The sequence below is a fragment of the Mucilaginibacter sp. P2_A4 genome, from assembly GCF_056405015.1.
This window is the reverse complement of sequence record NZ_JBFUCX010000010.1, coordinates 32,447-57,782: the sequence shown is the minus strand read 5'-3', so window position 1 is coordinate 57,782 and position 25,336 is coordinate 32,447. Positions and strand designations below refer to the sequence as shown.

General features: G+C 40.8%; 26 protein-coding genes. 4 read left to right on the top strand and 22 right to left on the bottom strand.

The features are described 5' to 3' along the window. Positions 1–9: 9 nt before the first annotated feature. From nuoK to AC1DYB_RS18230, 20 genes are all read right to left on the bottom strand, one after another. Complete coding sequence (nuoK, locus tag AC1DYB_RS18325) at positions 10–339, bottom strand: NADH-quinone oxidoreductase subunit NuoK (RefSeq protein ID WP_295717574.1); 330 nt, start codon at positions 337–339, stop codon at positions 10–12. Continuing rightward, complete coding sequence (locus AC1DYB_RS18320; RefSeq protein ID WP_295717576.1) at positions 339–836, bottom strand: NADH-quinone oxidoreductase subunit J family protein; 498 nt, start codon at positions 834–836, stop codon at positions 339–341. Before AC1DYB_RS18320 ends, nuoK begins: the two co-directional genes overlap by 1 nt. Before the next feature lie 61 nt (positions 837–897). Continuing rightward, positions 898–1,395 carry a NuoI/complex I 23 kDa subunit family protein gene (locus tag AC1DYB_RS18315; RefSeq protein ID WP_295717578.1) on the bottom strand — a complete coding sequence of 166 codons (498 nt, stop codon included), beginning with the start codon at positions 1,393–1,395 and terminating at the stop codon, positions 898–900. A gap of 4 nt (positions 1,396–1,399) precedes the next feature. Then, positions 1,400–2,443 carry an NADH-quinone oxidoreductase subunit NuoH gene (gene nuoH, locus AC1DYB_RS18310; RefSeq protein ID WP_295717581.1) on the bottom strand — a complete coding sequence of 348 codons (1,044 nt, stop codon included), beginning with the start codon at positions 2,441–2,443 and terminating at the stop codon, positions 1,400–1,402. Beyond that, entirely contained in the window at positions 2,443–3,432 is a 990-nt protein-coding gene (locus AC1DYB_RS18305) for an NADH-quinone oxidoreductase subunit G (protein WP_477391675.1), read from the bottom strand. Before AC1DYB_RS18305 ends, nuoH begins: the two co-directional genes overlap by 1 nt. Before the next feature lie 183 nt (positions 3,433–3,615). After that, positions 3,616–4,974, bottom strand: a complete 1,359-nt coding sequence (gene nuoF, locus AC1DYB_RS18300) for an NADH-quinone oxidoreductase subunit NuoF (RefSeq protein WP_477437020.1) — start codon at positions 4,972–4,974, stop codon at positions 3,616–3,618. Positions 4,975–4,982: 8 nt separating this feature from the next. Further along, on the bottom strand, positions 4,983–5,507 hold the full coding sequence (locus AC1DYB_RS18295) for an NADH-quinone oxidoreductase subunit NuoE family protein (RefSeq protein WP_295712785.1): 525 nt from the start codon (positions 5,505–5,507) through the stop codon (positions 4,983–4,985). Further along, positions 5,500–6,711: an NADH-quinone oxidoreductase subunit D gene (locus AC1DYB_RS18290; protein ID WP_295712787.1), complete on the bottom strand. Its 1,212-nt coding sequence runs from the start codon at positions 6,709–6,711 to the stop codon at positions 5,500–5,502. The genes AC1DYB_RS18295 and AC1DYB_RS18290 overlap by 8 nt, the downstream gene beginning before the upstream one ends. Positions 6,712–6,768: 57 nt before the next feature. Next, on the bottom strand, positions 6,769–7,272 hold the full coding sequence (locus tag AC1DYB_RS18285; RefSeq protein ID WP_477437019.1) for an NADH-quinone oxidoreductase subunit C: 504 nt from the start codon (positions 7,270–7,272) through the stop codon (positions 6,769–6,771). Then, entirely contained in the window at positions 7,272–7,814 is a 543-nt protein-coding gene (locus AC1DYB_RS18280; protein ID WP_295712790.1) for an NADH-quinone oxidoreductase subunit B, read from the bottom strand. Before AC1DYB_RS18280 ends, AC1DYB_RS18285 begins: the two co-directional genes overlap by 1 nt. Positions 7,815–7,939: 125 nt before the next feature. Beyond that, positions 7,940–8,311, bottom strand: coding sequence for an NADH-quinone oxidoreductase subunit A (locus AC1DYB_RS18275; RefSeq protein WP_295712793.1), 372 nt, complete (start codon positions 8,309–8,311; stop codon positions 7,940–7,942). A 100-nt stretch (positions 8,312–8,411) separates the two neighbouring features. After that, positions 8,412–10,130, bottom strand: coding sequence for a tetratricopeptide repeat protein (locus AC1DYB_RS18270; RefSeq protein ID WP_477437018.1), 1,719 nt, complete (start codon positions 10,128–10,130; stop codon positions 8,412–8,414). A gap of 9 nt (positions 10,131–10,139) precedes the next feature. Continuing rightward, on the bottom strand, positions 10,140–11,066 hold the full coding sequence (locus tag AC1DYB_RS18265) for a PstS family phosphate ABC transporter substrate-binding protein (protein ID WP_477437017.1): 927 nt from the start codon (positions 11,064–11,066) through the stop codon (positions 10,140–10,142). Beyond that, positions 11,056–11,286: a hypothetical protein gene (locus AC1DYB_RS18260; RefSeq protein WP_477391671.1), complete on the bottom strand. Its 231-nt coding sequence runs from the start codon at positions 11,284–11,286 to the stop codon at positions 11,056–11,058. Before AC1DYB_RS18260 ends, AC1DYB_RS18265 begins: the two co-directional genes overlap by 11 nt. Positions 11,287–11,290: 4 nt before the next feature. Further along, entirely contained in the window at positions 11,291–12,121 is an 831-nt protein-coding gene (locus AC1DYB_RS18255; protein WP_477437016.1) for an energy transducer TonB, read from the bottom strand. A gap of 39 nt (positions 12,122–12,160) precedes the next feature. Beyond that, positions 12,161–12,706, bottom strand: coding sequence for an ExbD/TolR family protein (locus tag AC1DYB_RS18250; protein ID WP_477437015.1), 546 nt, complete (start codon positions 12,704–12,706; stop codon positions 12,161–12,163). 6 nt (positions 12,707–12,712) lie between these two features. Next, positions 12,713–13,339: an ExbD/TolR family protein gene (locus AC1DYB_RS18245; RefSeq protein ID WP_477437014.1), complete on the bottom strand. Its 627-nt coding sequence runs from the start codon at positions 13,337–13,339 to the stop codon at positions 12,713–12,715. Between the two features lie 90 nt (positions 13,340–13,429). Beyond that, on the bottom strand, positions 13,430–14,275 hold the full coding sequence (locus tag AC1DYB_RS18240; protein WP_295712812.1) for a MotA/TolQ/ExbB proton channel family protein: 846 nt from the start codon (positions 14,273–14,275) through the stop codon (positions 13,430–13,432). A gap of 411 nt (positions 14,276–14,686) precedes the next feature. After that, positions 14,687–15,022 carry a translation initiation factor gene (locus AC1DYB_RS18235; protein ID WP_477437013.1) on the bottom strand — a complete coding sequence of 112 codons (336 nt, stop codon included), beginning with the start codon at positions 15,020–15,022 and terminating at the stop codon, positions 14,687–14,689. Positions 15,023–15,036: 14 nt separating this feature from the next. Beyond that, a complete protein-coding gene (locus AC1DYB_RS18230; protein WP_295712819.1) occupies positions 15,037–15,918 on the bottom strand; it encodes a diacylglycerol/lipid kinase family protein in 882 nt (293 codons plus the stop codon). Positions 15,919–16,141: 223 nt separating this feature from the next. Here AC1DYB_RS18230 and metK point away from each other — a divergent pair, with 223 nt between their 5' ends. The 4 genes from metK to purD all read left to right on the top strand — a co-directional run bounded on the left by metK (position 16,142) and on the right by purD (position 22,768). Further along, complete coding sequence (gene metK / locus AC1DYB_RS18225; protein WP_295712822.1) at positions 16,142–17,392, top strand: methionine adenosyltransferase; 1,251 nt, start codon at positions 16,142–16,144, stop codon at positions 17,390–17,392. A gap of 211 nt (positions 17,393–17,603) precedes the next feature. Beyond that, a complete protein-coding gene (locus AC1DYB_RS18220; RefSeq protein ID WP_477437012.1) occupies positions 17,604–20,126 on the top strand; it encodes a M1 family aminopeptidase in 2,523 nt (840 codons plus the stop codon). Positions 20,127–20,255: 129 nt separating this feature from the next. Then, positions 20,256–21,290 carry a YncE family protein gene (locus AC1DYB_RS18215; RefSeq protein WP_477437011.1) on the top strand — a complete coding sequence of 345 codons (1,035 nt, stop codon included), beginning with the start codon at positions 20,256–20,258 and terminating at the stop codon, positions 21,288–21,290. Positions 21,291–21,493: 203 nt separating this feature from the next. Then, positions 21,494–22,768: a phosphoribosylamine--glycine ligase gene (gene purD, locus AC1DYB_RS18210; protein WP_477437010.1), complete on the top strand. Its 1,275-nt coding sequence runs from the start codon at positions 21,494–21,496 to the stop codon at positions 22,766–22,768. A gap of 94 nt (positions 22,769–22,862) precedes the next feature. On the opposite strand, the gene AC1DYB_RS18205 is transcribed toward purD, so the two are convergent. After that, on the bottom strand, positions 22,863–23,996 hold the full coding sequence (locus tag AC1DYB_RS18205; protein ID WP_477437009.1) for a redoxin domain-containing protein: 1,134 nt from the start codon (positions 23,994–23,996) through the stop codon (positions 22,863–22,865). 131 nt (positions 23,997–24,127) lie between these two features. Further along, positions 24,128–25,300, bottom strand: coding sequence for a redoxin domain-containing protein (locus AC1DYB_RS18200; RefSeq protein WP_477437008.1), 1,173 nt, complete (start codon positions 25,298–25,300; stop codon positions 24,128–24,130). Positions 25,301–25,336: the final 36 nt, after the last annotated feature.

Here is a 25,336-nt window from a genome sequence, read left to right as displayed (position 1 = left end):
GAAATCAGCCTACCATTTAAGCCTGTTCAGCACATTGATATCTATCGAATTGGTATTCCGGTAGATCATCACTATGATAGCCAAACCTACGGCTACTTCGGCAGCAGCAAGTGCCATAATGAAGAATACGAAAACCTGGCCCGAAGCATCGCCCCTGTAAACAGAGAATGCCGTTAGCAAAAGGTTCACCGCGTTCAGCATCAATTCAACCGACATAAATATTACGATAGCATTGCGGCGTATCAATACACCCATTACACCAATCGAAAAAATAATGCTGCTTAATAAAATGTAATGATTAAGCGGTACCGCATGTATTGTATTTGTTAAACTTTCCATTATGCAGTTTTTGTGTCTTTTGTAGCCAGTAAAACAGCGCCCACCATTGCCGATAGCAGCAATACAGACGATATTTCAAATGGCAGTAAAAATTCGTTAAACAATACTTTACCCAGGTTTTTTACCAGGCCCAAATCGGGGTTCTGTAATATTACAGGGTTAGATGCGCCGATAGATTTTAAAGAAGCCGCTAAAGCCACCATCAGTATACCACCACCAAACACACCGGCAAATTTTACCATAAATGGTTTAACGGGCTCGCTATCCTTATTAAGGTTGATAAGCATCAATGTGTAAAGGAATAATACCAGGATAGCCCCCATGTACACTATAAAATTAACTATCGCCAAAAACTGGGCGTTCATTAAAATATAATGAATAGTGAACGTAAAAAAGGTAAGTATAAGATAAAGGATACTATGTACCGGATTTTTGGCCGTAATAACCAATATCGAAAAGAATATGGACAAAAATGCGATGAAGTAAAATGTACTCATGTTTATATTTACAAAATACCCTTGCCCCATTAAAAGAGTTGGGCAAAGGTATAAAACTTCTTTATTGATTTAGGGGTGCCTCTACTAATTTGTCTTTACCGTAAATAAAATCCTTCCGTAAATAGTCGGCAGGTACAATATCTCCGTCAAGATATATGGCCTCCTTAGGGCAGGCTTCTTCACAAAGGCCGCAAAAAATGCAGCGAAGCATGTTTATTTCATAAACAGCGGCGTATTTTTCTTCACGGTACAGGTGCTCCTCGCCTTTCTGGCGTTCTGCAGCCGTCATGGTTATAGCTTCTGCCGGGCACGACAATGCGCATAACCCGCAGGCTGTGCAGCGTTCCTTGCCATCCTCGTCGCGTTTAAGCGAGTGCATACCTCTAAAGTTTTCAGAAAACTCACGTTTTTCTTCAGGATAACTGATCGTTACCGGTTTCCTGAAAAAGTGCTTCATGGTAGTAATAAGTCCACCCGCGATAGCCGGCAGGTAAGCACGCTCTAAAAAATTGAGCGGCTTTACTTCCAATACTTTTCGTTTATTGCTTAATGATTCCATTTAATTAATATCCAAAGTGAGTAAGTGTTGCACTAACTATACCCGTTAGTACAATATTGGCAATGGCCAATGGTATCAATATTTTCCAGCCCAGATCCATCAACTGATCGTAACGGAAACGTGGAATTGTCCAGCGTACCCACATAAAAAAGAAGATGAACAAGAAAGTTTTAGCGAACAAAACCACCACACCAATAATTGGCGCAATAGTTGGCCCTGTATGCGCAAGCATCCAATCCATACCCGGATAGTTATAACCACCCCAATATAAGGTAGCCATTACTGCCGATGAAATAAACATGTTAATGTATTCGGCAAACAGGTAAAAGCCCAGTTTCATTGACGAATACTCGGTATGATAACCACCAACCAGCTCAGTTTCGCACTCAGGTAAATCGAACGGGGTACGGTTGGTTTCTGCAAAAGCACATACAATAAATATCAAAAACCCAAGTGGCTGGCGTAATATATTCCAGTTCCAGCCGTGCTGTTGCTCGGCAATTTCACGTAAGCTTAAGGTACCTGTCAGCATTAATAAAGCGATGATTGACAAGCCCATTGAAATTTCGTAACTGATGTTTTGTGATGCTGCACGGATAGCCCCCAATAAAGAGTATTTATTGTTTGATGCCCAACCGCCAATCATTACGCCATAAACGCCTAATGATACCACACCGAAGATGTATAAAACACCTACGTTAATATCTGTAACCTGCAAATCAACTATATGCCCGCCTATGGTGATCTGTTGCCCCCATGGGATAACTGCTGAACCTATACAGGCTGTTAATATGGCCAGTGAGGGGCCAACTATAAACAGGAATGGTGTTGCGTTGGTTGGAATGATCTCTTCTTTCAGGAACATTTTAGCTCCATCAGCCAGTGGCTGCAAAAGTCCGAACGGACCGGCACGGTTAGGGCCTATCCTATCCTGGAAAAACGCGGCAATCTTGCGCTCGGCATAGGTTGAGTACATGGCCACAACCAAACTGATAAGGAAAATAATCAATATCAGGCCAAATTTAAATGCTATATCTACTAATCCCATTATAAGCGTGTGTCTCTTTCAAATTGTTCTTTATTCGCTTCCATCAATACCGGGTTGGTTTTAACAACCGGCAGCGGTGTAAACTCGTAGTGATTTGAGCTGATAACCGATTTATGCGATATTTTGCGTGGGCCTTCAATTACCCAATCAGCTGTTTTCTTTTTATCAAAGCGGCAGGTATTGCAAATAAATTCTTCAACCTCACCATAAACATCCTTGCGGCCTGTTACCCTTATCACATCCTCGCCTTTATACCACAAAGTTACTTTACCACAGCATTTATCGCAATCGCGGTGTGCATCTACAGGCTTAGTGAACCATACACGGTTTTTAAAGCGGAAGGTTCTATCTGTTAATGCACCTACAGGGCATACATCTATCATATTTCCAGAAAAATCGTTATCAACAGCTTTGCTGATATAAGTGGAGATTTCTGAATGATCGCCCCTATTCAGTATGCCATGCAAACGGGTATTGGTGATCTGATCGGCAGTAAACACACAACGGTAGCACAGGATGCAACGCGTCATATGCAGCTGAATTTTATCACCAATATCAATCTTCTCAAATGTACGGCGATCAAACTCGTAGCGTGTTTTGGCAGCACCATGCTCAAAGCCTAAATCCTGCAGGTGGCACTCACCGGCCTGATCGCAAACGGGACAATCCAACGGGTGATTGATCAATAACATTTCAACCACACCTTTACGGGCCTCCACAACTTCGGGCGAGGTAATGTTTTGTACTTCCATACCATCCATAACACCGGTACGGCAAGATGCAACCAGCTTAGGCATAGGGCGTGGATCCTTTTCAGATCCTTTAGTCACCTTTACCAAACAGGTACGGCATTTACCACCACTGCCCTCCAGCTTGGAGTAATAGCACATAGCAGGCGGAACGATGTCGCCACCTATCTGCCTCGCGGCATTTAGGATGCTTGTTCCTGGTTCTACTTCAACGGGTATTCCGTCTATTGTTACTTTCATTGACATTTATATAACGTCCTTGTATAAACTCTAAATCCCGATTTCTAAATCTTAAAGTTTAGAAACCTCTACATTTTTCCGGTATGTCATTGCGAGCGCAGCGCGGCAATCTCGTAATGCATAGTCGTCACCTGTCCTTATGAGATTGCTTCGTTCCTCGCAATGACATAGTGGTGTGTTATTTTATGCTGTCGCTGCAACCGTTAACGGATCAGCATAATGCGCTAACCCAAAATTACGGGTTGTAGCTTCCGCTCCGTTAGTTACATGCCATTCAAATTCATCCCTGAAATGGCGGATAGCACTGGCCACCGGCCATGCTGCCGCATCACCAAGCGGACAAATTGTATTTCCTTCAATTTTTTTAGATACATCAACCAGCAAGTCCATGTCGCTCATTTTGCCATGGCCATACTCCAAGCGGTGCAGTACCTTTTCCATCCAACCGGTACCTTCACGGCAAGGCGAACATTGTCCGCAGCTTTCGTGGTGATAAAACCGGGTAAAATTCCAGGTATTACGCACAATGCACTGGTCTTCATCATATGCAATAAAACCGCCAGAACCCATCATGGTACCACTTACAAAACCACCATCGGCTAATGATTCATAGCTCATTAGGCGGGGCTCGTTATTAATAGTTTTCAAGAAAAGATTAGCAGGCAAAATTGGCACCGATGATCCACCTGCAACAACCGCCTTTAAGCGTTTGCCATTGGCAATACCACCACAGTATTCGTCAGAGTATAAAAATTCCTCTACCGGTAAACCCAGATCAATTTCATAAACTCCAGGGTTTTTAACATTACCTCCAGCCGAGATCAACTTGGTACCTGTGCTGCGGCCAATACCTAATTTAGCATATTCGTCGCCACCTTCGTTAACGATAGGCACTACTGCCGCTATTGATTCCACATTGTTTACCACGGTAGGGCAACCATACAAACCCGCGATAGCAGGAAATGGTGGTTTTATACGCGGATTACCACGTTTGCCTTCCAATGATTCCAATAAAGCAGTTTCCTCACCGCAGATGTAAGCACCGCCACCAGGTTGAACATATAATTCAAGATCGTAACCCGATCCTAATATATTTTTACCTAAAAAGCCTTTTGCTTTTGCTTCGGCAATGGCTCTTTCCAGTATACGGATTTGCGGCATCATTTCGCCGCGAACATATATGTATGATGTTTTAGCACCCAACGCAAAGCTGGATACTATCATTCCCTCAATTAATAAATGGGGAATATAAGTCATCAAATAACGATCTTTAAAAGTACCGGGTTCAGATTCATCGGCATTACAAACCAGGTAGCGCTCTACGCCCTCGGGTTTAGCCAAAAAGCTCCACTTCATGCCGGTAGGGAAACCCGCACCGCCACGACCGCGCAAGCCCGATTTCTTTACCTCTTCCACAATCGCTTCTGGCGACATGGTTTTTATAGCCTTTTCAACAGCCGCGTAGCCCCCTTTTGAGCGGTAAACATCAAATGTATTGATGCCTGGTACGTTTATATGTTCTAAAAGTAATTTGCGTCCCATATTAACTGTTAATTTTTTGCCTTAACTCTTAAGTCGCCGATCAATTTATCAACAGACGCTTCAGTTAAATTTTCGTAAAAAGTATATTCAGGGCCTATTTGTAAAACCGGACCGTAACCACAGGCAGCAAGGCACTCAACACCTCTCCAGCTAAATAAGCCGTCGGGAGTAACTTCACCCTCTTTAACGCCTAAGGTTTTTCCAATATGATCCATTATCTTATCGGCGCCAACTACACCGCAAGGGCCTGTACGGCACACTTCCAGTACATATTTACCACTCGGGCGCAAAAGGTACATTGTATAAAACGTAGCAACCTCATACACCTCAATAGGTAAAATATCTAAATATGCCGCTACTTTATCCATCGCCTGCGGACTAACCCAGCCAAACTCGGCCTGTACGTAATGCAGGATCGGCAACAGCCCTGATTTTTGTTTTCCTGCGGGATAGCGGGAAACCACATCAGCAAATTTATTCAGCAGTTCCGGGCTAAACTCAACCGAAACCTGAGCATCTTCAACTCTAAGCATCTAATTCTCCGGCTATAACGTTTAAACTACTCATATTAATAATCGCATCTGATAATAACATACCACGGCTCATAGGCGCATACATCTGGTAATTGATAAAACTTGGCCTGCGGAAATGCAAACGGTATGGGCTGCGCCCGCCATCATTAACCAAATAAAAACCTAATTCGCCATTAGCTCCTTCTACCGAGTGATAAACTTCGGTATTAGGGGTAGGTATTTCGCCCATCACAATTTTAAAGTGATAAATAAGGGCTTCCATGTTATTATAAACTTCTTCTTTCGGCGGCAGATAAAACTCAGGCACATCAGCATGAAATATATCCGATGGTTCTTTTTCCAGTTTTACAAGAGCCTGCTCAATAATGCGCATACTCTGCCACATTTCTTCGTTACGTACCAAAAAGCGGCTGTAAACATCACCATTGGTACCAACGGGTACTTCAAAATCAAAATCTTCGTATGATGAATATGGGTTCATGGCCCTTACATCATAATCAACACCGGTGGCGCGTAGTATCGGGCCTGTCCAGCTATAGCTTAATGCATCTTCGGCTGTAACCGCGGCAACGTCTTTTGTTCTGTCAACAAAAATACGGTTACGGTTAAACAGCGATTCAAATTCTTTAAGCGTTTTAGGAAAATCAACTAAAAACTTACGCAGTTTTGCAAAGGCAATGCTATTGAAGTTACGTTCAAAACCACCTATACGGCCAATATTTGTAGTAAGGCGGCTTCCGCAAACCTCTTCGTAAATTTCATAAATGGCTTCGCGGTATTCCATCATGTACAGGAAACCGGTAAAAGCACCTGTATCAACACCCAGTACACCATTACATACAATATGGTCTGATATACGGGCCAGCTCCATCACAATTACACGCAGGTAGTCAACCCGTTTAGGGGTAGTGATACCCAAAAGCTTTTCTACGGTCATGTGCCAACCCATATTATTGATTGGCGATGAACAATAATTCAAACGATCTGTAAGTGGGGTGATCTGGTAAAATGGGCGGTGTTCGGCAATTTTTTCAAATGCCCGGTGTATGTAACCTATGGTTGATACGCCGCTTACAATCCTCTCGCCATCCAACTGCAACACGTTTTGAAACACACCATGTGTTGCAGGGTGGGTTGGCCCTAAGTTTAAGGTTGAAAGCTCGTTTTGAGGATCGTTATCTGTATATACAGGATGATTTTGCATCAGTATAAATTATTTTCTTTATGGTGATGCCGTTGAGGTTTCCCATACGGCATAATATTATCTTCCGAAAAAGTAATCCTTTTTGTCAACACGATTTGGATCTTCCAACGGAAATTCCTTACGCATTGGGAAAGCCGTCATGTCGTCTACGTTTAAAATACGGCGCAGATCCGGGTGGCCATCAAATATAACTCCGAAGAAATCATACGTTTCACGTTCCATCCAGTTGGCACCTTCCCATAGCACGGTAGCAGTTGGGATATGCACGTCGCCATCAACCAAAAATACTTTTATCCGGATACGGGTGTTTGTGGTAAGGCTATGCAAGTGGTAAATGATACCAATTTGCTTTTCCTGCTCAGGATAATGTATAGCTGTGATATCTGTTAAAAATATAAATCGAAGTGCGGCATCTGTCTTTAAAAAAGTCAACAGATCAATTATCTGCTCGCGGCTGGTCTCCACAGTAAGTAAACCATAAGGCTCGCCAACTAAAGTTACCTGCTCGCCAAATTTCTCACCAATTCTTTTTAAAAGCTCTTCGTTGGGTATAGTAGCCATTATTGGATTCCGTATTTAGCTAATAATTCCTGGTATTTAGGCTCATTTCTTCTGCGAAGCGATTCTGTCTGTACCAGCTTTTGAATGTTGATAAAGCCATCGATAATAGCTTCCGGACGAGGAGGGCAACCAGGCACATAAACATCAACCGGGATAACTTCGTCTATACCCTGCAAAACAGAATAAGTATCAAATATACCACCACTTGAAGCACAAGCACCTACAGCCATAACCCAACGTGGCTCGGCCATTTGCAAATAAACCTGGCGCAATACCGGAGCCATTTTTTTTGCAATGGTACCCATAACCATCAAAAGATCAGCCTGGCGTGGTGAAAAGCTTAACCGCTCGGCACCAAAACGCGAAAGATCATAATGAGAAGCCATAGTTGCCATAAATTCGATACCGCAACATGAGGTAGCAAATGGCAGGGGCCATAATGAATTTGAGCGGGCTATACCTATTACTTTATCAAGCGAGGTAGCAAAAAAACCGGCGCCTTCTACACCTGCAGGGGCATCAACTATTTGAATATCACTCATTGAACAATTTTAATAGAAAATTATTACCCTATACAAGCAAGGATAATGACGGCAAATTTACAATAATAACGATGTAAAAGATACACTATGCGTTTACAAGGGCTATATTTAGAATCGTTCTAAACTTAATCCCAGTCTAACGCGCCTTTTTTTACAACGTAGATAAAACCCAATAAAAGAGTGCCCATAAAAATGAACATTTCTATCATACCATCTTTACCCATCGCCTTGAAGTTTACTGCCCAGGGATACATAAAAATTACTTCCACATCAAACAATACGAATAGTATTGCCACCAGGAAATATTTGATAGACATTGGAGAACGGGCATTACCCACAACCTCAATACCTGATTCAAAAGGCGTAAGTTTATCCTTTGTAGCACGTTTGGGGCCAATTTTATGCGTAACAAACATGGTGGTTACCACAAACCCTAAAGCCACAAGCATTTGAAATATGATGGGCAAATAATTAACCGGTAAACTTTGTACTTCCATGCTGCAAATATACTAATGGAACAATAATAAAAAAGGCCTCTTTTTCAAGAGACCTTTTTTATTTATTAAAATATGAATTCTAAATTCCTGTTTTTCTCAATTATTTGCTTTTACCGCCTGCGGCTTTACGTGCAAAGTAATTTACTGCCTGTTTATTTGTAGGATCCAATTCTTTAGCCTTGGTGTAGTTTTCTACAGCTTTGGCTTCATCTTTTTCCTTAAACTCATAATAACCTCCAAGGTAAGCATAAGCTTCACCCATGAATGATTTATCAGCATCAGTTACTCCCTTTGCAGTTGTTAAAGCAATGTATTGCTCATAGTATGGCTTAGCATAACCCTTAAACGCAGTTCTGTCTGCTGGCTCTTTCTGATCATTAGCCCGTGCCTGGAATAAGGCTACAATTGCTGATGGTGCTTTTGCTTTGTGCTGAATATAGCTAAAAGCTGAGTCTGCTTTGGTCAATAAAGTGGTATCAGCAACCGGTTTAGGTTTAACTGTGCTAAAATATTGATCATTATATGCTTTGTAATAGCTCATACCCATTGATAAGTAATCATTAAGCTGAACCTTGCGTGATTTTGCAATATAGTTGGCATATGTTGCAGCAGCTTCGCCATATTTCTTTTTACCATATAGTGATTTGGCAATTTCACCATAAACATCAACCTGGGTAGTATCCAAAGAAATTGCTTTCCTTAAAGTGTTAATACCTGTTGAATCCTGTCCAGATGCAATTTGCAATCTGCCAAGGTATAAATAATCACGTGGCACAACCCTTTTTGGATCTGCTTGGGCCAACCAGGTGTTCATAGCGGCTAAACCAGCAGGATAATCTTTATTTTCCAAAGCTGCATAAGCTAAATAACGGTATGCCCTTAAGTTTGATTTTTTAGATTTTGACAAATCAGCAGCAACAGTTTGCAGCTCCTGGAATTGACCGGCGCTGATCAAAAAGTCGGCATAACGCATTTGAGACTCAACAGAAAGATCTGTTAAACTCAAATACTTTTTGTATTCCTCAACGGCTTGTTTAATTTTAACAGATGCCATTTTTGGATCGGCATTAGCCCAACGGTTGTCAGTTTCTGCCCATTCGCGGTAAGCCGGCCCAAAATTAGGGTCAATGGCTAACGCATCCTGAAATTGTTTTTCTGAATCTTCAAAGTTATTTGCATATCTCCACAAAACACCGGTTGCTACCTTAGCAGCTGGATTTTTGGGATCAATTGTAGTTGCATCTGAATAAGCCTGGTAAGCTTCATTACTTTTTACCTGTGAAGCATAAGCATCACCCAAAGTAATCAATAACTCAACATCTTTTGGATTGGCGGCTTTACCTTTTGATAAAACGGCAATAGCTGCGCTTGCATCATCAACAGATATTTTACCGTCTGCAGTTGTAGGCAGTAAATAAGCTTTACCTACATATACAAATGGCTTGCTGTTTTTACCGGCAAGGCTTACAGCCTGGTTAAAATTGGTAGTTGCACCTGATTTATCTTTATCCAAGCGGGCAACAGCACCTAAACCGGCATAATTTAAACCAGATTTAGGGTTTACAGCAATACCTTTATTGAACGCTGTTTTTGCAGAGTCGGTATAATCCTGTTTAATATATACCCAACCCAGGTAAAAAAAGTTCTCGTCCTTATCGGCCTGTGTAACCGTAAGGTTTTTAAGCATTGATTTGGCTTTTTGATATTGTTCGGCGTCAATAGCTTTTTTGGCGTCGGCTAGACTTTGCGCAAAAACTGATGATGAACCTATAAATACCAGTCCTAATGTTGCCTTAGCTATTTTACTGATCATTTTCATCTTATTTAGTTATAATTTACTTTTTAAATTTATCTCTCTTGGCGGCATAACATCAGGCAATAAACCCGATTTTAATATAATCCGCTGCCCCACATCACTGCCTAAAAATGTTGCAAACCCGGTAGCTAAACCATCTTTGCTCGACGTATTAACCAGATATAACCCCCTGCTTAAAGGATACTGTTTTAAGACGAGTGATTCTTGAGAAGGTTTAAAGTAGTACTCTCCATACTGCTTATTCGCCTCATCCTTAACCCCTACAATTTTAACTTTAGCCACATAAGGTATCATATCCTCATCCGGATCATTAAGCCAACTAAAACCTGTGATACCAAGTGCGCCCGGGTGTTCACTAACGTATTTAATAACCTCTTTATTTGATTTTAAGGCATAAATATTTTTCTGATTGAATTCTTTAGTACCAGAAAAGTACTTCAAATACCTTACCAAACTTGAGTTAGGGTTATCAAAAACAATTGTTTTATTTGCATCGCCTTTTCCACGAAGCATATTTTTTAATGCAGCAACAGTAATAGTAGTATCGTTTGATGCCTGATTTACTATCAATGTAATGGCATCAGTTGCAAACCGCAGTACTGCAACGTTTAAAGAGCGTTTAATGATAATATTACGTTCAGCAGTATCCAAATCCCTTGAAAGCACTGCCATCCTGACACTATCATTTAATAGCATATTCACCGCCTGATTTTCTGTTTTGTACAAAAAAGTGGGCTGTGCCTCCGGATTTCTGTTTTTATAAACATATTCCTCCTGCCCTACTATTGGTGCAAAAGATTCGTCGGCAACAAAGGTACTTTTACCAGAATTGAATGTATCGTCGGCAATCGGTTTTGCAGCTTTTTGTTTACAGGCCTGTAAACCAATTGATACAATCAGCGCAAAAAAAAAGTATTTAAAATCAAACCTAATCTTCATCCTGATCTTTTTTGAACAACCTTGAGAAACGCAAAATCGCGTATCCGATAATAAAAGCTCCGAAAAGTATCCGCTGATATGGCTGTAACTGTAATGGAAGTTTATCCCAAAACATGATCATCAGGCCCAAAATTACAAAGCAAATAAATGCGGCAGTTCCTAAAATAAGCAAAAACCGCCTTTTGGGCGATTTTTGCTCTTTATTGAAATTAAATGGCATTATTCTAGTTATCGCTGGCTAATGTAAAGCTTACGGGTACGCTATACTGTACACGAACCGGCCTTCCGTTTTGAATACCTGGTTTCCATCTTGGTGAACCTTTTAGTGCACGTATTGCTTCTGCATCGGTACCTGCGCTAAGGCTTCTTGAAACCTTAATATCAGTTAATGATCCGTCACGTTCCACAACGAAAGTAAGAATTACACGTCCTTGAGTACCGTTTTCACGGTCAACTGCAGGGTACCTGATGGTCTTGCTCAAATAAGCACCAAATTTTTCAACACCACCCGGAAACTCGGGTAAGTTTTCAACAGATGCAAAGATCTTATTAGGATCTTCTTCAACAACCTGCTTAATATCTGAGTTACCTACTGGCTCATCAATTCTGATATCAGCATTCGGATCACCTTTTTGATCTTTCTGACCTGGATCCGCTACAGCAAGCTCCTTAATGGTTGGTGGATCTTTTTCTTTTACCTCGTTATCTGGTTTTACAACCGGAGGAGGGAAACGAATCTGATCTACCTTTGGTTTTGGTGGTTCTGGTGGCGGTGGAGGTGGTTTTTTGGTTTGATCCACCGGTGGCGGAGGTAACAGCACTACGTCTGTTATCTTTACCTTTTCATCAGCTTTAGGTATCAAACCTTTCAGCTTGTTGATTATAGTAGGCAAAGAAATTATAAATACAAATAATATAATGGCAATAACCAGTGCCCTATTGGTATTTTTTGCATTATCCTTTCTCAGTTCATAAGCACCGTATGCTTTATTCCTGCTACTAAAAACAACGTCGATCCATTTCTGGTCTAATATGTCTAATTTTGATCCAAACATTATGTAAGGCTTTAATAGTTATTTAACGTTGTATATAATTTATTTATTATCGTTGTACAGATTGTTCTTTTTCAGGTCATCTATTTCTGATTGTGTGATATCAACAATACCGTAACCTTGTATGTTGGTGATGTTAATTTCATCCAAAACCGCTACTGTGTTTTTGTAAACAGATTTAGCACTTGGTTTAACTAAAACAAACATCCATTTTCCGGTTGCATCCTGTATTTCTTTACCCTTTTCAACCAGCAACTTGCGCAAACCATCTTTGCCGTAACCGATAATAGTTGGGGCCGATTTTCCCGGCTCGCCAATATACCACTCCAACTTGTCATTGCTGCCAAGTAAAAGGGTCAACGAACGAGATGCTGCAATAGGTTTCTCATCTTTGATCTTTTCATCTTTATCAGGCATAGCCAGGTCCATTGCTTTAGGTTTAGCTAAAGTAGTGGTCATGATAAAGAATGTGATCAATAAGAAAGCCAGATCCACCATCGCGGTTAAATCTATACGGGTTGATTGCTTTTTACTGCGTACCTTCCCGCCTTTATGTTTCCCTCCCCCGGAGGTGTCTAATTCTGCCATGATTCCTTATTTTGATTTAGGGGCAGGTCCACCGCCGCTAACTGAAGTTATTAAACTAAACTTATTAACTTTTTGCTTTTGCAAAATCCCAACAACATCCTTTATAACAGGGTACTCTTCCTTGCTATCACCTTTTATAGCTATACGCATTTGTACATTGTGCAGTGCTACGGTAGCTTTACGGGCTTCGCGTATCCAGTTAAACAGCTCATTGGTTACCGAATCTCTCGGGATACCTGGCTGAGTATACTTTTTCTGCTGCTCTGATGATAAAGCAAGGAATTGCTTCATCTGTGCAATCGGTACACCAAATGACTCTACACCCGAAAACTTTTTCAATTCTTCCGGAGTAAACCCGATTTTATAAATCGAGCCCATTTGCTCTAAAGTAGCTTTACGAAGATCTGTTCCCTCAATACCGAAAAAAGTCTTGTTACTACCTACAGTTACTGTAGCAAAATTCTCATCAGGAACAGGCTGTTGAATAGAAGACCTTGGTACATCGATTGGAATCGGGTCGTCAGTTCTTGGTTTTGCAGTTAATATAAAGAAAGTTAACAACAAGAATGCCACATCGCACATGGCGGTCATGTCAATTGCTGTACTCTTTCTTGGAACTTTTATCCTTGCCATGTTTTAATTTTTTTAAAATATATAGTATTGTTAAGTATTAAAATCCCCCGCTTTTATTTTATTCGGGAAAAACTAAGCACTACTATATTTTTATGCTCTGTTGGCGTTTTTGTGAGATGAAGCAAATGTTTGTACAATGCTAAATCCTGTTTCGTCAATAGCGTAAGTCAGTTTATCAATTTTTGATGTAAATACGTTGTACATGATAATTGATATAGCTGAAGTACTGATACCTAAAGCTGTATTAATCAAAGCTTCAGAAATGTGTGCTGAAAGTTCAGAAGGGTTTGGAGCACCAGCGGCGGCTAATGTAGAGAACGCACCAATCATACCGATTACTGTACCTAATAAACCGGTTAATGTACCGATAGATACTAATGTAGCGATGATGGTTAAGTTTTGCTCTAACATTGGCATTTCTAAAGCTGTAGCTTCTTCAATGTCTTTTTGGATTGCCAAAGTTTTTTGGTCAACATCTAAATTAGGTTCAGCTTCCATTTCGCCATATTTTTTCAAGGCTGATTTGATAACGTTAGCTACAGAACCTTTTTGTTTGTCGCACTCAGCTGCTGCTGCTGCAATGTTACCTGCGTTAAGAGAGGACTGGATTTTTCTAACAAAAGAATCAACACTGCCTGTACCTGATGCTTTACCGATTACTACGAAACGCTCGATAGAGAAAACGATAACCATTAAAAGGAAACCCATAATCATTGGTACGATAACACCACCTTTGTGTACAGTACCGAAGATATCTGCCGGGTTGCCGTGTTCAACATCTCCGCCTTTAAAGTGACTTGCATCGCCTAATATGAATATAAAAATACAAGTTGATACTATTAAACAAATAGGAATAGTTAAAGAAGCAAACATGCCCGATGCACTTGAGCTTTCTTTCTTAACAGGAGTAGTTGGTTTTGTTGGTGCGTTTGCCATTACTTTTAATTTTTAGTTTTTAGTTTTTGTTTATATTATAAGTTAGTTAAAATGTGCTCTAAAATGCGAATAACAAAAATAGAATTTTATTGAAATAAAAAAATCATTTATATTATTCTTTACAATTTTTTAATACCAAATTACATTTTGTGTGCAATTGGATATAAATAACGTAATAATGTCTGATTATTGTGTGTTGCCACTACAATTATTTGCAATGAAAACCATTTTTTTTAATATTATCAAGCAATCCTGATAAAATTTATGCTACTATTTCGTTACACTTCAAATTGGCGCGGCATTTATTATGCCCGTAATGCGAAACTCTTATAGCAAGGTTTAAATTTTCCAGTGTACAAAATACGCTATTAATTGGTTTAATATTTGGTTAATGAGGCACTTATCCAGCAGTTATCCGCCGGCCTTTTTTGCTTTATAGCCATCGGTTTGCAGCAGGATTAATATTTTATCCCTGAAATCACCCTGGATCAATATTTCGCCCTCTTTTACCGAACCGCCCACCCCGCATTTTGTTTTTAGCTTTTTTCCAATCGATTCCAGATCGGCATCAGTGCCTACAAAACCGGTTATCCGGGTAACCAATTTACTTCCACCCTTCCTATCAAGATATATTTTAAAGTTTTGCTGTTGTGGTGGCAGCGTTTGAGCAGCATTACTCCCATTTTCCTGGTATTCAAAGTCGGGATCGGTTGAATAAACTACACCTGTAAAATTCTTCTTAGCCATAATAATCTATTTTTTTAATAGCCGGGGCCTACAATTACTTTTAATGAGCCGGGTATTATATTAATATGTATATCGGTATCCATTACATGTGGCTCGCCGTCAAGATGGATAGGCCCCGCCTTTTGCCGGGTAATTTTTATATTCTTTCCTCTTATAATTTCTATATACTTAGAGGATTCAATTGTTTTAAGCATCAGGCGTGCGCCAATCTCGGGCAGGCGCCATATGGGGAATTTTTGAATCACACACACATCCAATAAACCATCCTGCACCGATGCCTTTGGTGAAATGTGCACATCATTACCCCATTGTGATGAATTGGCAATACTTATAATAAAAGCTTCGCGCTCATATATTTTTCCATCAATTTCAATCCGGTACTCCTGAGATTTATAGTTCATAATCTCCTGCATGGTTGATTTGATGTAGGTTAAAAAACCCCTCTTTTTACCATGCGAAAATACTTCGGCAATGTGAGCATCAAAACCCATACCTGCCATATTAAAAAACGGCAAACCGTTCATCTGTCCCGAATCAATGGTTTCTATTTTATAGGCACTTAACGCTTTTATTGATTCGGCAGTATTCATCGGAATTCCTAAAAACCGGGCCAATCCGTTTCCTGAGCCAAAGGGAACCACACCTAAAGCGGTACTGCTACCCACAATGGCCGAAGATATCTCATTTACAGTACCATCACCGCCAACAGCAACCACCACATCAAACTTATTTGCCGCTTCGCCGGCTATTATTCGGGCATGTGATACACCATCACTATAAACAATGTCGGCATTAAACACATTCTTATCAAGGTTCTGGTCTATCAACTCTGGCACACCATCCTTCTTCTTCCCCCCCGATATCGGATTTATTATAAATAACGCTTTACGTTTCAACTATCTGTATTAATATTAAATAAAGTATCAAAAGTAAATGTATTTTCGGCTTTGTAAAATTTGTTTTATTTTTGCTACCCGAAAGTGGAATGATTTAATTGATTACCGACAGGTAACTGGATTGCAACCACGTAAAAAAGTGCTAAAACCAATGCTTCTTTTTACTACGATGCCTTTAAATCTCCTCTTTTGCTGTTTTAAATTAATTGTATAAAAATTTTATATGCCATATTTATTTACTTCTGAATCCGTATCAGAAGGACACCCCGATAAAGTTGCAGACCAGATCTCAGATGCGCTGATAGATCATTTTTTAGCTTTCGACCCCAATTCAAAAGTTGCCTGCGAAACGCTGGTAACCACCGGGCAGGTATTTTTGGCCGGCGAAGTAAAATCAAAAGCTTATTTAGATGTACAAAAAATAGCCCGCGAGGTAATCAACAAAATTGGTTATACCAAAGGTGAATATATGTTTGACGGCAGCTCATGCGGTGTGCTATCGGCTATTCATGAACAATCGCCGGACATTAACCAGGGTGTTGATCGCCAGGCTAAAGAAGAGCAGGGTGCAGGCGACCAGGGTATGATGTTTGGTTATGCTACTGTAGAAACTGACAACTATATGCCTTTGGCTTTGGATATAGCTCACGCCTTACTAATTGAGCTTGCGGCTATCCGTCGTGAAAACAGCGAGATCAACTACCTTCGCCCGGATGCAAAATCGCAGGTGACGTTAGAATATAGCGATGACAACAAACCACAGCGCATTGATGCCATTGTTATCTCCACACAACACGACGATTTTGACGAAGAGAAAGCAATGCTTGCCAAAATCAGTGCAGATATCATCAGTATCCTGATTCCTCGTGTTAAAGCAAAATATCCAAAATACGCCCACTTTTTTAACGATCAGATCAAATACCATATTAACCCAACCGGCAAATTTGTTATTGGCGGTCCACATGGCGATACTGGTTTAACCGGTCGTAAAATTATTGTGGATACTTATGGTGGTAAAGGTGCACACGGTGGTGGCGCATTTTCAGGTAAAGATCCTTCAAAGGTTGATCGTTCTGCTGCTTATGCAACACGCCATATTGCCAAAAACCTGGTTGCCGCCGGCGTTTGCGACGAAGTTTTGGTACAGGTATCATATGCTATAGGCGTGGCCCAGCCAATGGGTATTTACGTAAACACCTACGGCACTGCCAAAGTTCAATTGCACGATGGAGAAATAGCCAAAATAGTAGAGGCTGTTTTCAATATGACTCCATACGCCATTGAAACCCGCTTTAAGCTGCGTAACCCTATTTACAGTGAAACCGCCGCTTATGGTCACTTTGGTAAACCAAGCGAAACCGTAACTAAAACTTTTATTGCCCATGACGGCAGCGAACTAAAACGCGAAGTGGAACTTTTCACCTGGGAAAAATTAGATTATGTTGATAAAGTAAAAGCAGCCTTTGGGTTGTAAACTATCCAATATATATTATTGCAAAAAGCGACTGGTAAAAATCAGTCGCTTTTTTTGTTTTATATCTGGAACAACGCTATTCAGCTATATCACTGTTTACTTGACGATATAAAGTAACGACACTAATTCAATGATTTACAATTACCTTATTTTCAGTAGATTAATAACATGGCTTTGAATTTGCCGTTCTGATAAATAAGACACAAAAGCAATGGCAAATAAATGGGAGGCAGATACCTTCAAGAGTGTGATTTTTAAAATTATTTTCCTTTTTATATTTATAGAGCTTTCATGGACACCTGTTTCGCGCGCGCAGGAAAGCAGTTCTGATGATTCGTCAATGAAAATTTACCGGGCTACGGCACCGAGGATCAATAATCTCATACATACCAGGCTGGTTGTTAGTTTTGATTATAAAAAACGGTATTTGTATGGCAAGGAATGGGTTACAATCAAGCCACACTTCTATCCTACAGATTCACTAAGGCTTGACGCTAAAGGAATGGATCTTCATAATATCGCGATAGTAAAAAACGGCAAAAATATTCCGTTGAAATATAAGTATGTTGACAGCCTTTCCGTAGCAATACAACTGGATAAAGTTTATAATAATAATGAAAGCTATACCATCTACATTAACTATACGGCCAAACCAAACAATTTAAAAACAGGCAGACATGGCATTATAAGGCACAAGGCTTTATTTTTTATTAACCCCGATGGCACCGAAAAGAATAAACCTACCCAGGTATGGACGCAAAGCGAAACAGAGAGTGCATCTGTATGGTTTCCTACCATTGATAAGCCGAACCAGAAATCGACCGAAGAGATCTCAATGACTGTTCCTTCAAAGTACGTTACGCTCTCGAACGGCCGATTGGCATCACAAAGAAACAATGCCGATGGAACCCGTACCGATACCTGGAAAATGGACCTTCCCCATGCCCCTTATTTATTTATGATGGCTGTTGGAGATTTTAAGATCTATCATGACAAATGGCGTAATAAAGAAGTTAACTACTACCTGGAGCCCGATTATGCTCCTTACGCCCGGGAGAATTTTGGGATGACACCGGAAATCATGGAATTTTATTCAAAACTATTGGGCGTTGATTTTCCATGGAATAAATATGCCCAGGTTGTAGTGCGTGACCACCCGGGTGGTGCTATGGAAAACACCTCGGCTACGTTGCACAGCGAGATAGTTCAGGAAACTTCGCGCGAGCTGATAGACGCCAATTACGATGTTGGCAGACAGACTATTGCCCACGAACTGTTTCATCAATGGTTTGGCGATTATGTGACCAGCGAAAGCTGGAGCAACCTTACGGTGAACGAATCTTTTGCCGATTTTAGCCAAATGCTTTGGGCAGCGCATAAATATGGCAGGGATGAAGCTGATGCCGTTAACTATGCGGCATTACAAAATTACCTGAGCTCGCCCGATGCACATACTAAAAACCTGGTAAGGTTTTATTACCACGATAGGGAAGATACTTTTGATGCGATTGTAACTTACAATAAAGGAGGGCGCATTTTAAATATGCTACGCAATTATTTAGGAGATGCCGCATTTTTTAAAGGACTAAACATTTACCTTAAAACGAATGCCTTTAAAACTGCAGAAGCACACCAGGTTAGATTAGCTATGGAAGAAGCAAGCGGCCTGGATCTGAACTGGTTTTTTAACCAATGGTATTATGGCGCTGGTCACCCCATATTAAACATCAGCTATAAATGGGATAACGAAGCTAAAACCGAAACCGTTTATTTACAGCAAACCCAGCAAGGACAAATATTCAGGCTGCCAATGGCTATAGATATTTATGCCGATGAAAAAAAAGAACGCCATAAAATTTGGATGAATGACAAAACGGACACATTAACGTTGCATGTTGCCTCAAAACCCGACCTGGTAAATGTAGATGGGGATAAAGTGCTGCTGGCTGAAAAAAAGGATAACAAAACGTTGCAAGAATTAGTGTTTCAATATTTTAACGCCCCTTTATATCAAGACCGTTTGGAAGCAATAGATTCGGCAGCAAGCCACCAGAATGAACGGGAAGCACAAAAAGTGCTGATAGCGGCCCTGCAGGATAAATATTATGGCTTGCGTATCAAAGCTGTCACGGCGTTAGATATGAGCAATGATGATATTCATATTACAGCCAAACCGATACTTACTTTACTGGCCCAAACCGATAAAAATACATTGGTACGTGCAGCAGCTATCTCCGTATTAGGTCAACTTAAAGTATCCGCTTATCTCCCTTTATATAAACAGGCATTAAGCAATAAATCTTATGCTGTAGAAGGAGCAGCTTTAAATGCCATTGCGTTATTAGATGCCGGGCAAGCTATAACTCTTGCCAAAAACTTTGAAAGCGACAACAAAGGCGAGCTCACCAAAGCTATTGTTGCCGTGTATGCCAAATATGGCAACAGCAAACAATGGCCTTATATTTATAATACTTACAACAGTAAAAACGCAAATAACCAGTATAGGATGATAGCTGACCTGGCCGCCATGACCTCCCGTATTGATACCCCTGCCTACGTACAGCAAGGCATCAATGCTTTGGTTATTTTAGGTACAGATTTCAAACAGTTTGGTTTAGCCCCAAAATTCATTAAGCTATTGAATGATATAAAAATCGGGCGTTCGCAACTGAACGATGTTGTAGGGGCAAAAGCTGCAGATGATGCTATCAAACAGATAAACGGCGCAAAGTAACCCGATCACCATTACAGACTATGGCCCGGGTTTATCGGCAGGATTCAACATCAACGAAATAAACTCAATGATGTCCATCCAAAATTTCTACAGAATTAATTAGGTAAATTGCGTAAAAACCAATTACTTATGAAAAACTTAAACCTGCTACCAGCAACCATCCTGGTTGCCATTTTTATAATAACCAATCCCATTTACTCCAGGGCTCAGCAAAAAACCGGGTTTCATATATTGAAGAATATTCCAGTAAACAGCAATGGCGGCTGGGATTATATAACTGTTGATGGGGCTCATAAACGCATTTACACATCACATGGTAACCAGGTTAATATTTTATCTACCGCTGGCGATTCTATAAGCTATATCCCCAATACTCCGGGTGTACATGGTATTGCACTGGTTAATGCATTAAATAAGGGCTATATCAGCGCCGGGCGCGTTAATAAGGTAATTGTGTTTGATCTTACAAGCTTCAAGGTTTTGGGCGAGATTGCTGTAGGTACAAATCCAGATGCTATATTTTATGAACCCTTTGCAAAAAAGGTATACGCATTTAATGGCCGAAGCATGGATGCCACTGTTATTGATGTGGCTACAGATAAAGTTGTAGCCACCATTCCCTTGGGAGCAAAGCCCGAAACCGGTGTATCTGATGAAAAAGGAAAGGTATTTGTAAATGCAGAAACGACCAACGAAATAGTAGTGATAAACGCCACCACCTTAAAAGTACAGGACAGGTATAAAATTAACGGCGGCGATGAGCCATCAGGCCTGGACATCGATCGTAAAACCAACCGCTTATTTATTGGTTGCGGCGGCAATACAACCATGGTGATCATGGATGCCACTAACGGTAAAAACCTGGCCAAATTCCCTATTGGCGGCTGCGACGGCCTGGTATTTGATCCTGAACTAAAAACAGCTTACGCTTCAAACGGCGAAGGAACAATAAGTGTGGTAAGAGAAATCAATGCCAATAAATTTGAATTTGTGGAGAATATTCCATCTGAGCCCAGCGCACGTACAATCGGTATTGATCTGCTAACACACAGGCTTTATTTACCGGCAGCTAAAACCACTCCCGTAGCCGCAACTGCCGAAAACCCAAACCCACGGCCCAAACAAGTACCCGGCACGTTTCATATAATTGAAGTTGGAAAATAAAACCAACATCAACTTATTTTGGGTACTGTATTGCGGAATGGGCCTCGCGGGCAATCAGGTATTGATATTAATATAGTTTAGTTGCGCTTGTTTAACTTACAAACAAGCGCAACTGAACTGAAAAACGAAGGTCAAAATCCTTCATCCTTCGTCTTTTAACCTTCATCTTAAAATCTTTCGTCCAAAAACCTATCTTTGCCCACATGAATATCCTGATCCTCGGTTCGGGCGGAAGGGAAAGTGCCTTCGCCTGGAAAATTGCACAGAGTCCTAAATGCCAAAAGCTTTTTATTGCCCCCGGCAATGCCGGTACCCACCAGTACGGCACCAACGTTAACCTAAAGGTTACCGATTTTGAGGGCATTAAAACTTTTGTTATTGCAAACGCTATCAACCTGGTGCTGGTTGGCCCCGAGGAACCACTGGTTAAGGGAATTCATGATTTCTTTTTGGCCGATGAGCAGTTGAAAAATGTACCGGTAGTTGGCCCGCAGCAGCATGCCGCCCAGTTAGAAGGTAGCAAGGATTTCAGCAAGCAGTTTATGCAAAAGCATAACATCCCTACAGCCGCCTACAAAACGTTTACCAAAGATACCCTTCAGGAAGGCCTTACCTACCTGGTTACGGCAGGTTTGCCCGTAGTATTAAAGGCTGATGGACTTGCGGCAGGTAAAGGCGTATTAATATGCCTTAGCCTTGAAGAAGCCCAATTGGAACTTACTCAAATGCTTGCCGAAGCCAAGTTTGGCGAAGCAAGTTCAAGCGTGGTTGTTGAGCAGTTTTTACAGGGTATTGAGCTATCTGTTTTTGTAATGACCGATGGCACCAACTACAAAATACTCCCCGAAGCAAAAGATTACAAACGCATTGGCGAAGGTGATACTGGTTTAAACACAGGCGGTATGGGATCTATTTCGCCCGTTCCATTTGCTGACGCTGCCTATATGAAAAAGGTAGAAGAACTGGTAATTATCCCTACTGTTGAGGGACTGAAAAAAGATAATATCCCATACAAAGGCTTTATATTTATTGGCCTGATGAACAAGGATGGTGAGCCATGGGTTATTGAGTACAACTGCCGCATGGGCGATCCGGAAACAGAAAGCGTTATGCGCCGTATTGAAAGCGACTTTGTAGACCTGCTCCAGGGCGTTGCCGAAGGTAACCTGGATGAAAAGGAACTCATCATATCTCCAAAAACAGCTGCCACTATAGTAATGGTTGCAGGCGGCTATCCCGGCGAATACCTCAAAAACAAAGTAATAACCGGTACCGAAAACGTGCGCGACTCCATAGTGTTTCATGCAGGCACCAGTAACGATGGCGAAAACGTAATAACTACCGGAGGCAGAGTTTTAGCTATCACTACACTGCAGGACAATATGTTTAACGCCCTGCAACAAGCCACAGCCGATGCCAGCCGTATTTATTACGATGGTATGTACTTCAGGAAAGATATTGGGTTCGATCTTCTTTAACAAGAAGTTGATTGGTTGATTAAGTGAATGGTTGATTGAGTTTTACCAGCCAAACTTAATCAACCTAATCTAACCCAATCAACCATTCTCTAAACTATATTTTCCCGAAGATCTCAGCAAGCTTATCTTCCAGATCATCGCCACGCAGATTTTTGGCAATGATTTTTCCATTGGGATCAATCAGAAAGTTTTGCGGAATACCACGAACGGCGTATAAACCGGCCGCTTTACTATCCCAGAATTTTAAATCAGAAACATGATTCCAGGTAAGGCCATCTTTGTGAATGGCGGCTAACCATTTTTCTTTTGCGTTTGGCTTATCAAGCGATACACCCAAAATAGTAAATTTTTGACCTTTATAGTGGTTATAAGCTTTTACTACATTAGGATTTTCCCTTCTGCATGGGCCGCACCATGATGCCCAAAAATCAATCAAGACATACTGCCCGCGAAATGATGACAGGTTGACAATCTTTCCGCTGGTATCAGCTTCGGCAAACTCAGGTGCAGTTGCACCCAATGCCACAGCCTTTAATTTAGGCATCCTTTCGCCCAGGGCTTTGCCTGCTTCAGTGCTCTTTACAGCAGGTGTTAAAGCATCGTATAACGGTTTAAGATCTACATAATCGGCACTGTAGGCTAAGGATTCAAGAGCATTGAGGCTGATAATGGAGCCGGGATTTTCCTGGATAAATTTCTTATCTATAGCAGCGCTCATATCGTCGATGGCCTTTTCATCGGCTTTTACTTTTTTGAGATACTCAGGCGAAGCTTTTTGCTCTTCTGTAGCTGCTTTTTGCCTTTCCTCAAGCGCAGCATAGGCATCACTTATTGGCCTTTGTCCAAGCTGGTATTTTTCGTTCTCCTGGTTTGTTTTTGGGCCTTCAACTGTTGCGTTTTCAATCTTGTCAGTAGCCGTTAGGTTGATAACACCCGGTTCCAGATAAATTACGCGGTAACCATCAGCATTACCTGTGCCGGTACCTTTACGATTAAATAACAGGTAAGCATTAAGTGGCGCAGCGCCAACTGAACCAGTAAAATGAAATTTACCGTTAACAACCATACAGGAATCATAAATAGGTTTGCCTTTAGGGAACCTGTATTCGAGGTAAACCTTGGCAGGCGCGTTAAATTCGCCTATCTTTCCTTGTATGCTATATTTAGTATCCTGTGCAAAAGCAACAGCGGGTATTACAGCTAATGCCAATAATATTATTCTTTTCATGAATGATAAAGTTTATATCGCAATATAATATGTATTAACTACATATTAGTCATAGTCAATAAAAAAGTTACATTGCTGAGCACCTGAATTAAGTTTAACTGACAGGTATTACTCAATCACCACTCACCAAATTATATCTTTCCAAACAATTCCTGCAGCTTGGCATCAAGGTCTTCGCCACGAAGGTTTTTGGCAACGATCTTTCCATCGGGACCAATCAGGTAATTTTGAGGGATAGAGGTTACGGAGTAAAGTGCGGCTACCGCATTGTTCCAGTATTTAAGATCAGATACCTGGGTCCAGTCAAGTCCGTCGTTTTTAATGGCGGCAAGCCAGGCCGATTTGCTTTCGGCTTTATCCAATGATACTCCTAATATTGTGAAGTTTTTTGTTTTGTATTTGTTATAGTTGCGTACCACGTTAGGGTTTTCCTGGCGGCATGGGCCGCACCATGAAGCCCAAAAATCAAGCAATACATATTTACCTCTAAATGATGATAGTTTAACAGGCGTACCGTTCACATCATTCTGTGTAAAATCCGGCGCTACTGAACCAACAGCAGTCGCTTTTAACATATCAAGCTGGCTTTTTAAAACCCGACCCGCCTCGGTTTCCCTTACACTTTGCGATAACGAATTGTACAATGGCTGAATTTCGCTGGGATCAGGCGATGGCCCACCTACCGAACTTAAGGCAAGTAAGCTAAGGTAACTATTAGGGTTATCGGTTATAAAGCTTTTTAAAGTAAAACTCTGCAGGGTTTGCAGCGCTTTGTATTTTGCCTGCATACTGCTTTGAAACGCTGGCGATTTTTGCTGTTCTGGTGTTGCAGCCTTAACCTCGGCCATTAATCTTTCGGCTTTTATATTGATACCTTTCAGTTGCTCCTGTAGTTTTACATTATCAATATTAAGTTGCGAACCTGTAATCTGTGCTTTTTTTAAAGAATCCTTACTGGTAATAGTTACTGTACCCTTATCAATAAAAAAACTCAGGTTATCGGCGTTATTGGAAAGTGTTCTGCCATCAGAGTATTGCTGCGTAAATTTTTCAATACCCAATCCTTTATAGTCAACTACCAATGTTGCATTAACGGGATTTAGCATTTTGCCGGTGAAACTAAATGCACCATTCTCCACGTTTGCAGAGTCGATAATGCTATTAGCGCCTAACTGGTATGATAAATAAACTTTAGCCGGAGCGCCAGTGCTTCCTATTTTGCCGTTAATGGTAAAGGTTTCAGGAGTTTGAGCAAATGCCATAACCGGCAGCAATGCAGTTACTAAAAAAAATATTTTCTTCATCAGAATATAAAAACTGTAAGTTTTGATAACGTTAAA